We start from the raw sequence: 13,613 nt of genomic DNA, 5'->3' as shown, positions 1-13,613 counted from the left end.
GCAGGTCTGGACGGGCGTCCATATAGTCAGCGAGGACGCGTTCGGGGGTACGGCTCCAGGTGATGCGGTGCGGTACGCGTCCTGATGGCTGCAGTAGCCGACACCACTTCCGACCGAATGGAGCTCTTCCGTGAACCGTACGACGCTACGACGAGTCGCCGCCGCCGGCGCCAGTGCCGCCATGATCGCCACCGGCATGACCGTCTCTCTCGGCGCCGGAACCGCCGCCGCCCAGGAGTCCGCCTGCCAGCCGACCAAGAACTTCAACAGTGACGGCATCGTCGTCGAGCAGACCGCCGACAAGGCCGAGGTCGCACCCGGCGGCACCGTCACTTACCAGACCAAGGTGAGCCGCGGCAGCGGAATCTGGATGCTCAAGGAAATCGGGCAGTTCCACGACCCGGCACTGACGCTGGACAGCTCCAAGCTGAACGTCTGGTACCTGGCCGGAGGCCAGAAGTGGGGCGCCACCCATCTGAACAACGACCCCGCAAAGAATCTGTACTGGGAGAGCGGCAGCGGCTGGGACATGACCGGCGGCAACTACGCGGTCCTCGAAATGACCTACCGCGTCTCCGACGACGCCCAGGCCGGTAGCGAACTGGTCAGCGGCGTGCAGGCCAAGCCCCTCGGCTGGAGCACCAGTCAGGAATGGCCGACGACCGGCGCCTGCGTGAAGGTGCGGGCCAAGAACCCGGTCGAGTCGGCGAACGGCAGCCTGGATTCCGCCGGCCTCGGCTCGGTCAGCACGGCCAGTACCTCGATGTTCGGGTCGCTGACCAACCCGACCGGGTCCGTCAGCGACGTGATCAACGGCATCGACTTCGGCAAGATCTTCGGCGCGGTGGCCGGTAGCTGACCGACGAACACCGACACGGAAACGCCCGGCCGACGGATTCTCGTCGGCCGGGCGTTCTTGTCACACCGAGCGCGCGGCCCCTGCCCAGAACTGCGCGCGCAGGGCCTTCTTGTCGAGCTTGCCGAGCGGGGTGAGCGGCAGCGCGTCGACGAAGTCGACCGACTTGGGTGCGTGCACCGAACCCTTTGCGGCGCGGACTCGTTCGGCCAACTCGGTCGCCTCCACGGTTTGGCCGTCACGCAGCACGACGCATGCCTTGACGGCCTCACCCCACTTCTCGTCGGGCACTCCGACGACCGCGACGCTCGCGACGGCCGGGTGCCCCGAGATGACGTCCTCGATCTCGCGCGGGAACACGTTGAACCCGCCCGTGACGATCATGTCCTTCTTGCGATCGACGATGAACAGGAATCCGTCCTTGTCGGCGCGGGCGATGTCGCCGGTGTGCAGCCAGCCACCGCGCAGCGCCTCGGCGGTCTCGTCCGGCTTCTTCCAGTACTCCTTCATCACCAAGGGTCCACGAACGCAGATCTCGCCGAGCTCACCGCGCGGCACCTCGTCGAGGTCGTCGTCGAGCAGGCGCACGTCGAGCCACGGCACGGGGCGCCCGCACGACGCGAGCCGCTCGATGTTCTCCGGGTCGTGCTCCTCCTTGCGCATGACGGTGATCGTCATGCCGCACTCGCTCTGGCCGAAGTACTGGAAGAAGATCGGGCCGAGCTTGGCGATGCCCTCCTGGAGCCGGGTCGGAGACATCGCGGCGGCGCCGTAGAACAGCGTCTCCAGACTGGAGACGTCGCGGGTCTTCAGGTCCGGATGGTCGAGCAGCATGTAGATCATGGTGGGCACCAGCATCGTCGAGGTGATCTTGTACTTCTCGATCGCCTCGAGCACCGCACCCGGCTCGAACGCCGGCAGCACCACGAGCGAACCGCCACGCATCAGCGTCGGCACGAAGAACGCCATGCCCGCGTGCGAGAGCGGGGTGCATGCCAGGAACCGCATCTCGTCCGGGAACTGCCACTCCGCCATCTGGATCTGCGGCAGCGTCACACCCGATCGGAAGGTGTTGACCACGCCCTTCGGCTTGCCGGTGGTGCCGCCCGTGTAGACCATGCTCGACGGATCGTCGCCGTCGACGTCCGCGGCCACCAGCGGTTCCGGCGTGAACGTCGCCGCCAGCGCGAGCACGTCGACGCCCACCTCGGACGGCCCGAGGGAGAACAGATTCTTCAGCGACGGCACCGCGGCCTTCAGGTCGGCCGCACGGCCCTCGAACGCGGTCGGATCGAAGATCAACGTCTCGATCTCGGCGTCGCCCAAGATGTAGCTGTGGTCGTCGACCGAGCCCATCGGCGCCAGCGCGGTGTTGCGGCAGCCCTGGATCATCTGCGCGCCGACGCTGATGAGGACCTCGGGGCGGTTCTTCGACAGCATCGCGACGGTGGAGCCCTTGCCGATGCCGAGCGACTCGAGCGCCTGGATGAAACAGCTGATCTGGTCGCGCATCTGGCCGCCGGTCAGCACGACGTCGCCGAGGTAGAGCGCCGGCCGGCCGGCGTTGCGATCCAGCGCGGTGATGAGCAGGTCCGCCAGGAAGCGGGGGCGGTGGAGAACGTCGGTGAACTCGTCGGTCATGTGTGTTCCTTCTACGCGCGCGGACGCGGACACGGACACGGCGCTGCGAGCGCCGGTCGCGCCACGGTCGGCCAGTGTGGTCCGGGTCACCGACACGATAACCGGATTTGCGCAGAACTGGAACCTGTTACACCGAGAGGATCGGTCAGTTCCGGCCGTCGAACAGCGCGTCGGGCCGCAGCTTCTCGCTCAGCACCCGGGCGCGCTTGGACGCGAGCCGTTCGAACGCGTCGGGGTGCGTGAGGATCCAGAACTCGTCCCGCGCGATCCCGTCGAACAGTAGTTTCGCGGCCTCGTCCGGGGTCATCCCCTCCCGGATCTGGTCACGCCAGAAGCCGGCGTCCGCCGCGGTCGCGTCGTGCACCGGGGCGTCCTCGAAGATCCGCGTCGCGACCTGCCCCGGACTGAACACCGACACCCGGATCTGCGGGAACGCCTCCGCGCATTCGAGGTAGACGCACTCGGTGAGCGCCTGCACACCGTGCTTCGTCGCCGCGTACGCCGTCATCCGCGGGGTGATCGCGATGCCGCCCACCGAGCAGGTGTTGACGATGTGCGACGGCCGCGGATCGGCGCCCATCCGCGGCACGAACGAGCGGATGCCGTGGAAGACCCCGTTGAGATTCACGTCGATCACGCGCTGCCACTCGGTGGCCGGGATGTCCCACGTGTAGCCCAGCGACTCGAGTCCGGCATTGTTCAGCAGCACTGTCACCGAACCGAACTCGTCGTACGCGGCGTCGGCGAGGGCATCCACGGCGGCCGCGTCCCGAACGTCGGTGGGTACCGCGAGCACCGCGTGACCGTCGGCGCGCAGGTCGTCGGCGACCGCGTCGATGCGCTCGGCCGAGATGTCGGCGAGGACCACGTTCATGCCGAGCGACGCGGCGTACCGGGCCGCGCTCTCCCCGATGCCGCTGCCGGCGCCGGTCACGACGGCGGTGCCGCCCCTCAGTTCTTCGAATCGCATGGTGCTGTCCCTGCTTTCCGCGGTTCTACTTGACGCAGTGGCCGGCGTCGACGGGCAGTGTGACACCGGTGATGTAGCGGGCCTCGTCGGACGCGAGGAACAGACTCGCGTTGGCGATGTCCTCGGGCTCGATCATCGCAACCGGCAGCAGGTGCATCGACTGCGTTCCCGCCTCGAACTGCTCCTGCGTCGGCTCCTCGACGCCCGGGCAGAACGTCCGCATCGTGGACGGGTTCTGGATCATCGGGGTCCGCGTGTTCGCCGGGTGGATCGTGTTGACCCGCACACTGTGCGGCGCAAGCTCGTTCGCGAGCGACTTCATCAGCCCGACGACGCCGTGCTTGGCCGCGGTGTAGTGCCCGACGCTCACCAGGCCGCGCAGGCCCGCGATGGAGCTGATCAGCACGATCGAGCCGCCGCGGCCACCGTCGATGACGTGTGGGATGCCGGCCTTGCACGTGTGCCACACGCCGGTGAGGTTGACATCCAGCATCGTCTGCCAGCGCTCGGAGCCCATCTCGACGGCCGCACCGGACGAGCTGATCCCGGCGGTCGCGCAGATGACGTCGAGACGTCCGAGTGCCTCCACACCGGCGTCGACCGCGGCCGAGAGCGCCTGCTGGTCACGCACGTCGGCCTCGAACGCACAGATCTTGCGGCCGAGCGACTCCACCAGCCGGACCGTCTCTGCCAGATCCTCGGGCGACGCACCGGGCGTGGTCGAATGTTCGACGGGCGCGCACACGTCGACGGCGATGATGTCGGCGCCCTCCTGCGCGAACCGCACCGCCTGGGCCCGGCCCATGCCCCGCGCCGCGCCGGTGATCAGCGCGACCCTGCCTTCGAGACGTCCGCTCATCACGCCACCTTCTGGGTCTGGCCGGCGTCGATGACCATCTGCAGGCCCGTGACGTACCGGGATTCGTCCGATGCCAGGAACAGCACCGCGTTGCTCACGTCGATCGACTCCACCCACGGCACCGGCAGCAGCATCTTGGTGGCCAGCACCTCGGCGACGTCGGCGGCGGTGGGATTCTCGAGATCGGGCCGCAGCCGCGCGAACGTGGCGGGATTGAGGGTCATCGCGGTGGCGACGGCACCGGGATGAACGGTGTTGACGCGGATCGCTCTCGGACCGAGTTCGTTCGCGAGGGTCTTGGCCAGACCGGTGATCGCGTGCTTGGCCGCGGAGTAGTGCGACGCGCCGGGCACCGCCTTGATCGCGGCCGTCGAACTGACGATGACCACCGAACCACCGGACGGATCCATCTCCGCGACACCGGCCTTGACGGTGTGCCACGTGCCGGTCACGTTGACGTCGATGGACCGGTTCCACACGGCGTCGTCGATCTCCCACGACGGGCCGGGGTTGTCGCTGATGCCGGCGTTCGCGACGACGACGTCGAGCGGTCCGAGTTCGCGCGCACCGGCCCGCACCGCGGCGGTGAGCGCGTCGAAGTCCCGGATGTCGGCGGTGCCGGTGACGACGCGTCGGCCCTGTTGCTCGACCAGGCGCGCGGTCTCGGCGAGGTCCGTCTCCGACTCGCGTCCGGGCAGGTCGAGCGCGACGATGTCGGCCCCCTCCTCGGCCAGGCGGACCGCGTGCACGCGCCCCATCCCCTTGCCGGCGCCCGTGACGAGCACCGTCTTACCGGCCATCCGCATCATGATCATTCCTTTCACCGTGAGGCGACGCTAGCCAGCCGATCCGGCGACCCGGCAGTAGTCCTCCCGCGTGGTGGGAGGACCCGGCCGGTCGGGTGCCGCCGCCGTCGAAACCGCACGACGACCGCTCCGACCTGCCGCTATACCACGACCTCCGGGGTGTTCCATCCAGCGGGAGAACCCCTTCCCGCGCGACACGCCGCCGAGTTCTATGAGGCGCATCACAGGACAGCCCCCTGACGGCACGGAGGAACACATGTCACTCGACACGGCGCCCACCAACGGCTCGACGACCGACACCGACGAGATCCGCGAGATCGAGGCCGCGGCAGCCCCCACCCGCTTCGCGCGCGGCTGGCACTGCATCGGTCTCACCCGGGACTTCAAGGACGGCAAGCCGCACCCCATCGAGGCATTCGGTACCAAGCTCGTCGTGTTCGCCGACAGCAAGGGCGATCTGAAGGTCCTCGACGCGTACTGCCGCCACATGGGCGGCGACCTGAGCCAGGGCGAGATCAAGGGCGACTCGATCGCCTGTCCGTTCCACGACTGGCGCTGGGGCGGAAACGGCAAGTGCACCGACATCCCCTACGCCCGGCGCGTGCCCCCGCTCGCGAAGACCCGCGCGTGGACGACGCTCGAGAAGAACGGCCAGCTCTACGTCTGGAACGACCCGCAGGGCAACAAGCCGCCGGCCGACGTCACGATCCCCGAGATCGCGGGCTACGGATCCGACGAGTGGACCGACTGGAGCTGGAAGACCCTGCGCATCAAGGGTTCGCACTGCCGCGAGATCGTGGACAACGTCGTCGACATGGCGCACTTCTTCTACATCCACTACTCGTTCCCGCGCTACTTCAAGAACGTCTTCGAGGGCCACACCGCGACGCAGTTCATGAAGTCCACGGGCCGCGAGGACATCGTGAGCGGTACCAACTACGACGACCCGAACGCCGAACTGCGCTCGGAGGCCACGTACTTCGGCCCGTCGTACATGATCGACTGGCTCGAGTCCGACGCCAACGGTCAGACGATCGAGACGGTCCTCATCAACTGCCACTACCCGGTGAGCAACAACGAGTTCGTGCTGCAGTACGGCGCGATCGTCAAGAAGCTCCCGGGACTGTCGGACGAGGACGCCGCCGACATGGCCGCGAAGTTCGCCGAGGGCGTCGAGATGGGCTTCGAGCAGGACGTCGAGATCTGGAAGAACAAGGCGCCCATCGACAACCCGCTGCTGTCCGAGGAGGACGGCCCGGTCTACCAGCTGCGCCGCTGGTACCAGCAGTTCTACGTCGACGTCGAGGACATCACCGACGACATGACCAAGCGCTTCGAGTTCGAGATCGACACCACCCGGGCGGTCGTGAGCTGGCAGCAGGAAGTCGCGGAGAACATCGCGAAAAAGGCCGAGAACTCGGCCCCGACCTCCTAGTCTCCGCTTCATAGAACACCCCGACTCGAAGAGGAAATACACATGAGTTACGAAGTCCTGGCCCGCATCGAGGCAGCCGCCGACGACATCTTCGTCGAGGGCATCGAGGCGGAGCGGATCGGCAAGGTCGCCGACGCCACCGCCAAGCGGATGAAGGACGCCGGGTCCATCCGGATGCTCCAGCCCAAGGAGCACGGCGGCCTCGAGGTCCACCCGCGCGAGTTCGCCGAGACCGTGATGCGGATGGCATCGCTGAACCCGTCCGCGGGCTGGGTCCACGGCATCGTCGGCGTGCACCCGTGGCAGCTCGCGTTCGCCGACCCCAAGGTGCAGCAGGAGGTCTGGGGCAACGACCAGGACACCTGGATGGCGTCGCCCTACATGCCGGGCGGCATGTGTATCCCGGTCGACGGCGGCTACAAGTTCGCCGGCAAGTGGTCGTTCTCCTCCGGAACCGACCACTGCGACTGGGCCTTCCTCGGCGCGATGGCGTGCAACCCGGACGGCAGCATGGAGATGCCGCCCCGCATGCTCCACGTCATCATCCCGCGCAGCGACTACGAGATCATCGAGGACTCGTGGGACGTCGTGGGCCTGCGCGGCACGGGTTCGAAGGACGTCGTCGTCAAGGACGCCTTCGTGCCGGACTACCGGGTCATGGACTGCGACGAGGTCATCGACGGCACCGCGGTCCGCAAGTACGGGCGCACCGAGACGCTGTACCTGATGCCGTGGTCCAACATGTTCCCGCTGGGCATCACGTCGGCCACGATCGGCATCTGCGAGGGCCTGCTGCACCACGCCAACGAGTACCAGCGTGAGCGGATCAACCCGCAGGGCACCGCCGTCAAGGACGACCCGTACTCGATGTTCGCCATCGGCGAGGCCACCGCGAAGCTGCAGTCGGCCCGGGATTCGCTGCTGGCCAACGTCGATCGTATGTGGGACCTGGTCGATGCCGGCAAGACGCCGACGTTCGAGCAGCGCGCCCTCGGCCGCGAGACCCAGGTCAACGCCGCCTGGCAGGCCGTCCAGGCCATCGACGCGGTGTACGCCCGCTGCGGCGGCAACGCCCTGCGCATGGACAAGCCGATGCAGCGCTTCTGGCGTGACGCGCACGCCGGCCTGCACCACGCGATCCATGTGCCGGGCACGGTGTACCACGCGGCGACGCTGAGCGGTCTGGGCGTCGACCCGCAGGGTCCGCTGCGCGCGATGATCTGACCACCATTCGAAATCACAACGGAGACAACATGACGAACCCCAATGTCGGCGGCTTCGGCACCGACATCCGCGGCCTGGGCTACGTGAAGGTCCAGACCAACGACATGGACCGCTGGCGCACGTTCGCCTTCGACGTGCTCGGCTTCGCGAAGGGCAGCGGACCCGACGAGAACGCCCTTTACCTGCGGATGGACGAGCGCGCGGCACGCATCATCGTCGTCCCCGGCGAGACCGACGAGGTTGTCACCATCGGCTGGGAGGTCCGCGACCACAACGCCCTGGTGCGCGTGACCGAGGCCGTCGAGCGGGCCGGCATCGCCGTCAAGCCGCTCTCGGTCGAGGAGGCCGACGCCCGCCGTGTCGAGGAGGTGGTGACCTTCCAGGATCCCGCCGGCGCGACGCTCGAGATCTTCCACGGCGCGGTCCTCGACCACAGCCCGGTCGTCACCCCGTTCGGCTCCAAGTTCGTCACCGGTGCGCAGGGCCTCGGCCACGTCGTGCTGCCGACGATGGATCCGAACGGCACGTTCGAGTTCTACACCGACGTCCTCGGCTTCCTGCCGCGCGGCGCGTTCCGGATCCCGGCCCCGCCGGAGTTCGGCCCACTGCGGGTGCGCTTCCTGGGCGTGAACGAGCGCCACCACAGCCTCGCGCTGTGCCCGGCACCGCACAGCGGCGCCCCGGGCCTGGTGCACATCATGGTCGAGGTCGACACGCTCGACGCCGTCGGCCAGGCCCTCGATCGCGTCGTCAAGGACGGCTTCTCGGTGTCCTCGACGCTGGGCCGCCACACCAACGACAAGATGGTGTCCTTCTACGTCCGTGCACCCGGCGGCTGGGACATCGAGTTCGGCACCGAGGGCCAGAAGGTCGACGAGCGGTACTACTCCGCCGAGGAGATCACCGCCGACAGCTACTGGGGCCACGACTGGTCCGGCAGCGAGCCGCTCGCCGCGATGTAGCAGCGGGACCCACTCCAACCGAACAATCCGCCGTCAGGGGGAACCCCGTCCTACCAGGGACGATCGGGTTCCCCCTTTCGGCGTATGTCGATCTTGGTGATCCACTTCACAAAATGTGGATCCTGTGTCATTATTTCTAATCGAAATACCCACGTCAGATGGGTCTCACGGCGATGCTCGACAGAAGTGAGGGAGACATCGATGACCGCACCAGCGACTGCAGACTCCACCCCGACCGCGATCCTCGAACGGGTTTCGCTCGTCCTGGACACCTTCGACGGCCCCGGCCGCCTCACCCTCGCCCAGGTCGTCAAGCGCACCGGGCTGCCCCGGTCGTCGGCGCATCGCATGCTCGAGCGTCTCGTCGAGATGCGCTGGCTGCGCCGCGACGGCCGCGACTACGAGCTCGGCACCCGGCTGATGGAACTCGGCTCGATCGCCGTCCACCAGAATCGCCTGCACTCCGCTGCGGCACCGATCCTGCAGGAACTGCACCGCGTCACCGGCTACGTCGTACACCTCGGCGTCCTCGACGGCACCGACGTTCTCTACCTCGACAAGGTCGGCGGACGGCTCGCCGCCGAGCTGCCCACCCGTGTGGGCAGCCGCTACCCGGCCCGCAACTCCGCGATCGGCAAGGCCCTGCTCGCGTACACGCCGAACGGCACCGACAGCCTCGCCGAGTTCACGCCCGAACTGCACAAGGTCCGCGAGATGGGCGTCGCGTACGAGGTCAGCCAGATCTCCGGCGGCATCGGCATCATCGCCGTCCCGATCGGTCCGGTCGGGGGCGTCACCGCCGCGCTGTCGATCTGCGGACCCACCAGTCACCTCAAGTTCGACCACCGTCACTCCGCGCCGGTCCGCATGGCCGCCAACGCGATCCTGCAGTCCCTCACCGGACGCAGCCACGGCGCGGCGCCGATCGCGCACCGCAACCGCCTGCAGAGCATGCCCACCGCGGCGCCCCGCGCCCGCCTCCAGTACGCCTGATCCCCAGACACTCCTGACCCCAGACTTCTAGGAGCACCATGCAGATCGATCCCGAGGTCGAGTCGATGCTCACCCTGCTCGACGCAGGGTTTCCCCCCGTCGAGGAGATGACCGGCGCCGATGCGCGGGCCGCGATCCGGGCCCGGCTACAGCCCGTCGCGAATCCCGAGGAGGTGGCGTCGGTCCGGAACCTCGAGATCGCCGGACCCGCCGGACCGATCCCGGTCCGCGTCTACGAGCCGGCCGCGAACTCCACGCAGCCGCGGCCCGTGGTCGTCTTCGCGCACGGTGGCGGCTTCGTGTTCTGCGACCTCGACACCCACGACGGAATCTGCCGTGCGGCCGCGAACGGACTGGGCGCCGTGGTGATCTCGGTGGACTACCGACTCGCCCCGGAGCATCCGGCCCCGGCCGCACTCGAGGACGTCTACGCGGCGCTCGTCTGGGCCGCGGACAACTGCGCCGACCTGAACGCAGATCCGGCCCGACTGATCGTCGCCGGGGACAGCGCCGGCGGCAACCTCGCGGCCACCGTCGCGCTGGCGTCCCGCGATCGTCGTGGCCCGGCCGTCGCCGCCCAGGCACTGCTCTACCCCGTCATCGACGACGACTTCGAAACCGACTCCTACCGAACCTATTCCGAGGGTCACTTCAACACCCGTGCGGCGATGCAGTGGTACTGGAAGCAGTACGCACCCGGCGGCGCGGACAGCGCGCTGATCTCCCCCAACCGCGCCGAGAGCCTGTCCGGCGTCGCGCCCGCCGTCGTCGTCACCGCGACCCGCGACCCGCTGTGCAGCGAGGGCGACGCCTACGCCGCACGGCTCGCGGCCGACGGTGTGCCCACGATCCACCGCGTGTACGAGGGGCTGTTCCACGGATTCCTGACGATTCCGGCACTGTCGATCACCCAGGTGGCGCGCAAGCAGTTGTGGGCGGACCTCCAGTCGATCCTGGGGACCGCGTCGAACTGAGCGTCAGCGGGAGGGGTGGGCGCTCAGCGCTGCCCACCCTTCTCCAAGCCCTCGACGAAGTCCTCGACATCACGCCAGGAACCAGCCACCTCGGGAATCGGATTGCCAAGTTCGTCCCGCTCGCGCACGTGCGCGAAAGTCTCTGCGGCCTCGTCGATATCGTCGAGCATCTGCCGCGCGAGGTCCATCTCGGCCCGGTAGTAGCGCTCGGCCCACTTCAGGCTCATCTTCGAGAACGCCCACGACGGCTCGCGCGTGGCGTGGTCGGCGTGCAACTCGGCGCGCTGGCGCAGCGCCTCCATGTTCTCGATGTGGGCCTCGACGAGCGCCTTGAGGTGCTCGGGGTCGTTGAGGTGTCCCATCCACAGCCGGAGCATTAAACCGTGCTTGAGCACGGGCTGGTCGACGGGCGCGTCCCGGGACCAGTTCCGCGCCGCATGCGTCCCACGCTCGGTGATCCGGTAGACGCGCCGGCCGCGCTCGCCGGGCTCGGAGACCATCTCGGACTCCACCAGGCCCGCCGCCTCGAGCTTCTTGAGTTCCCCGTACACCTGGCTGATCGACGGGCTCCAGTAGAAGTAGCCGATACTCCAGTCGGCCCACTTCTTGAGGTCGTATCCGGTGAGCCCCTCGCCGAGGGTCAGCATGCCCAGAACCGCCCAACTGGTGGCGGGCAGCGACGGGTAGCCGGCGTCGACAGCGTCGTTGGCGGGCTCGGTTTCGGGCATGGCCGAAGCCTAACAGCCCAGGTAGAAGGTGGTTACAGCCCGGTAGCAAGTGTCCGCTCACCGGGAGCGCACCTCCCGCTCCGTGGGAGAACTGCAGACGTACGACACGACAGTGACTACCGTCACGCATGGAGTCAGGAGGTCCGTTCATGGAAAGCGTCAGCTGCAACAGCTGCGGCAACCGAGTCCTCGTCGAGAAGTACAGCGAGGCCCACACCAGCATCCAGTGGCTCGAGGATGCCGACCGGGCGTGCCCCGAGTTCGCCGAGGCCCGCACCGAGGTCGGACGTCCGTGGACGCCCACGTGCCACAAGCTGCGCGAGTCCATCGACGATCTCACGATCTCCGGACAGCTCGGCCTGTCCCTGCGCAGCTACCCGGTGCCCGGCCGCCTCGAGTGATCCGACGGCGGTCCCGGTCTCTGCCACCGGGATCGCCCAGGCACGCACACCGATGCGTCCCCTACGTTCGAACGATGAAGTGGGCATTGCCGGGCGCGATGGCCGCCGTCACCGAGCGAATCGGCTTCTACACCAACGTGCTGAAGCTGCCGCTTCGTGATCCGCTGCTGACGGCGAAGCAGGTCGCGACGATGGCCGTGATGTCGGGCAACCGGATCGCCGTCGGCGTCGGGCTGTCGTGGATCCCGGAGGAGTTCACCTTCACCGGCACCGAGATGCGGACCCGCGGTGCCCGCACCGACGAGGCCATCGAGATCCTGCAGGCCGTGTGCGCCGGGCGTGGTCCCGAATGGGTCGAGTTCCACGGCAACCACTACGACTTCGACCGGCTGATGATCAGTCCCGCACCGGATCTGCCGGTGCCTGTCTACGGCGGTGGGCACAGCGAGGCCGGCCTGCGCCGCGCGGCACGCTTCGCGGACGGCTGGATCTCCGTCAACACCGGGGTCGCAGAACTGACCTCCGCGATCGAGCGTCTGGGCGAACTGCGCGCCGAGTTCGGGCGCGCCGACGAGCCGTTCGAGATCGACGCCTCCCTCACCGACGTCTCGGACATCGACGGATACCGCGCGCTCGCCGACATCGGCGTCACCCGTGTCCGGGTCTCCCTGTGGCGACTCTACGGCGCCGATCCGTCCGATCCGTGGGCCCGCCTCGACGCCGTCCGCCGTTTCGCCGACCAGGCCATCGCCGGCTCCTGAAGCACTGGACGGGAGTTCACGGCACACGTCGACGGTGAAGGTGTGCCGCGAACTCCCGCTCAGGGGTCCGCTGGGCTACGCATTCCCACCGAGCCCGACCGCCCAGGTCAGGAACGCATCGACGTCATCTGCCCCGATTGCCAGCGCCGACGGACGCACCAGCGCGGAGTCGACGCCCAGTTCCCGCGCCTGGTCGGCCGATGCCGCCATCGCGTCGAAGTCGACGCCACCGGATCCGTCGTCGATTGCCGGCAGCATGATCTGCACCTCGGCGGATGCCGGGTCGCGGCCCTGCTCCTCGAAACAGTTGCGCAGCAGCGTGATGCTCTCGGCGAGGCGGGGCATGTCCGCCGGGGCTGCGGTCCAGCCGTCGCCGACGCGCGCGATCCGGTCGAAGTTCCGCTTCGACGGCGCCATCCCGAAGATCACCGGCACCCGTGACCGCACGGGACGCGGCAGGCTGTAGAAGTCGGAGAACGCGAAGCCCGTTCCGGTGAACGACGCCGGCGGCGGACCCCACAGTTCGCGGCACGCGGCCACCGTCTCCTCCAACCGGCCGAAGCGGCGCTCGAACGGAATCCCCGCCGCCTCGTACTCGGCCTGCTGCCAGCCGACGCCCATCCCGATCCGCGTCCGGCCCCGCGACAGCACGTCCAGCGTCGCGATCTGCTTGGCGAGCAACAGCGCCGGCCGCAGCGGCGCAACGAGCACGTACACGCCCAGCTCCACCCGTTCGGTCACCGCGGCCACCGCGGACAGCAACGACATCGGGTCGAGCCACGGATGCTCGAGCTCGAACGGAAAACCGTTGGCACGCACCCGCTCTTCGTGAGCCTCCCGCGAGAAGCCCAGGTGGTCCGAGGTCGTGATCAGGTCGATGCCGCGCCGGTCGGCCTCCGCCGCCAGGTCGAGCAGTCCACGGTGGTCGCCGTCGTAGAGTCGCTCCGCACCGAAGACGTCCAGTCCGATCCTCATGTGTCCTTCTCCTCTTCCTTCAAAAAGC

Annotated in this window: 14 protein-coding genes; 8 read left to right on the top strand and 6 right to left on the bottom strand. The window is 68.3% G+C overall.

Annotated elements, in window-relative coordinates; all coding sequences use genetic code 11:
• The first annotated feature begins 130 nt into the window (after window positions 1-130).
• Window positions 131-859, top strand: a complete 729-nt coding sequence (locus DEU38_RS12445) for a hypothetical protein (protein ID WP_114721566.1) — start codon at window positions 131-133, stop codon at window positions 857-859.
• A 60-nt stretch (window positions 860-919) separates the two neighbouring features.
• Here the strand turns inward: DEU38_RS12445 and DEU38_RS12440 are convergent, their stop codons facing one another.
• From DEU38_RS12440 to DEU38_RS12425, 4 genes are all read right to left on the bottom strand, one after another.
• Window positions 920-2,497, bottom strand: a complete 1,578-nt coding sequence (locus DEU38_RS12440; RefSeq protein WP_114721760.1) for an AMP-binding protein — start codon at window positions 2,495-2,497, stop codon at window positions 920-922.
• 145 nt (window positions 2,498-2,642) lie between these two features.
• Entirely contained in the window at window positions 2,643-3,467 is an 825-nt protein-coding gene (locus tag DEU38_RS12435; RefSeq protein WP_114721564.1) for an SDR family NAD(P)-dependent oxidoreductase, read from the bottom strand.
• A gap of 25 nt (window positions 3,468-3,492) precedes the next feature.
• Window positions 3,493-4,326, bottom strand: coding sequence for a mycofactocin-coupled SDR family oxidoreductase (locus DEU38_RS12430; protein ID WP_114721562.1), 834 nt, complete (start codon window positions 4,324-4,326; stop codon window positions 3,493-3,495).
• Window positions 4,326-5,135, bottom strand: a complete 810-nt coding sequence (locus tag DEU38_RS12425) for a mycofactocin-coupled SDR family oxidoreductase (protein WP_114721758.1) — start codon at window positions 5,133-5,135, stop codon at window positions 4,326-4,328. The genes DEU38_RS12430 and DEU38_RS12425 overlap by 1 nt, the downstream gene beginning before the upstream one ends.
• Before the next feature lie 253 nt (window positions 5,136-5,388).
• On the opposite strand from DEU38_RS12425, the gene DEU38_RS12420 reads away from it, so the two are divergent.
• From DEU38_RS12420 to DEU38_RS12400, 5 genes are all read left to right on the top strand, one after another.
• On the top strand, window positions 5,389-6,567 hold the full coding sequence (locus DEU38_RS12420; protein WP_114721561.1) for a Rieske 2Fe-2S domain-containing protein: 1,179 nt from the start codon (window positions 5,389-5,391) through the stop codon (window positions 6,565-6,567).
• A gap of 42 nt (window positions 6,568-6,609) precedes the next feature.
• Window positions 6,610-7,791, top strand: coding sequence for a hydroxylase (locus DEU38_RS12415; RefSeq protein ID WP_114721560.1), 1,182 nt, complete (start codon window positions 6,610-6,612; stop codon window positions 7,789-7,791).
• A 29-nt stretch (window positions 7,792-7,820) separates the two neighbouring features.
• On the top strand, window positions 7,821-8,753 hold the full coding sequence (gene bphC, locus DEU38_RS12410) for a biphenyl-2,3-diol 1,2-dioxygenase (RefSeq protein ID WP_114721559.1): 933 nt from the start codon (window positions 7,821-7,823) through the stop codon (window positions 8,751-8,753).
• Window positions 8,754-8,954: 201 nt separating this feature from the next.
• Window positions 8,955-9,746: an IclR family transcriptional regulator gene (locus DEU38_RS12405; protein ID WP_114721558.1), complete on the top strand. Its 792-nt coding sequence runs from the start codon at window positions 8,955-8,957 to the stop codon at window positions 9,744-9,746.
• 38 nt (window positions 9,747-9,784) lie between these two features.
• The gene (locus DEU38_RS12400) at window positions 9,785-10,720 is read left to right on the top strand and encodes an alpha/beta hydrolase (RefSeq protein WP_114721557.1); all 936 of its coding nucleotides are present in this window, start codon (window positions 9,785-9,787) and stop codon (window positions 10,718-10,720) included.
• A 23-nt stretch (window positions 10,721-10,743) separates the two neighbouring features.
• Here DEU38_RS12400 and DEU38_RS12395 read toward each other — a convergent pair whose 3' ends face one another.
• Entirely contained in the window at window positions 10,744-11,448 is a 705-nt protein-coding gene (locus tag DEU38_RS12395; RefSeq protein WP_114721556.1) for a PadR family transcriptional regulator, read from the bottom strand.
• 149 nt (window positions 11,449-11,597) lie between these two features.
• Here DEU38_RS12395 and DEU38_RS12390 point away from each other — a divergent pair, with 149 nt between their 5' ends.
• Together DEU38_RS12390 and DEU38_RS12385 are read left to right on the top strand one after the other, a co-directional pair.
• Window positions 11,598-11,849 (top strand): hypothetical protein, encoded by a 252-nt coding sequence (locus DEU38_RS12390; protein ID WP_114721756.1) that lies wholly within the window; start codon window positions 11,598-11,600, stop codon window positions 11,847-11,849.
• Between the two features lie 74 nt (window positions 11,850-11,923).
• On the top strand, window positions 11,924-12,610 hold the full coding sequence (locus tag DEU38_RS12385; RefSeq protein WP_258557851.1) for a TIGR03619 family F420-dependent LLM class oxidoreductase: 687 nt from the start codon (window positions 11,924-11,926) through the stop codon (window positions 12,608-12,610).
• A gap of 75 nt (window positions 12,611-12,685) precedes the next feature.
• Here DEU38_RS12385 and DEU38_RS12380 read toward each other — a convergent pair whose 3' ends face one another.
• On the bottom strand, window positions 12,686-13,585 hold the full coding sequence (locus tag DEU38_RS12380; RefSeq protein WP_114721555.1) for a TIGR03619 family F420-dependent LLM class oxidoreductase: 900 nt from the start codon (window positions 13,583-13,585) through the stop codon (window positions 12,686-12,688).
• Window positions 13,586-13,613 lie beyond the last annotated feature (28 nt).

It is taken from the genome of Rhodococcus sp. AG1013 (assembly GCF_003350365.1).
Lineage (GTDB): Bacteria > Actinomycetota > Actinomycetes > Mycobacteriales > Mycobacteriaceae > Prescottella.
This window is presented reverse-complemented; position numbering and strand designations above follow the sequence as displayed.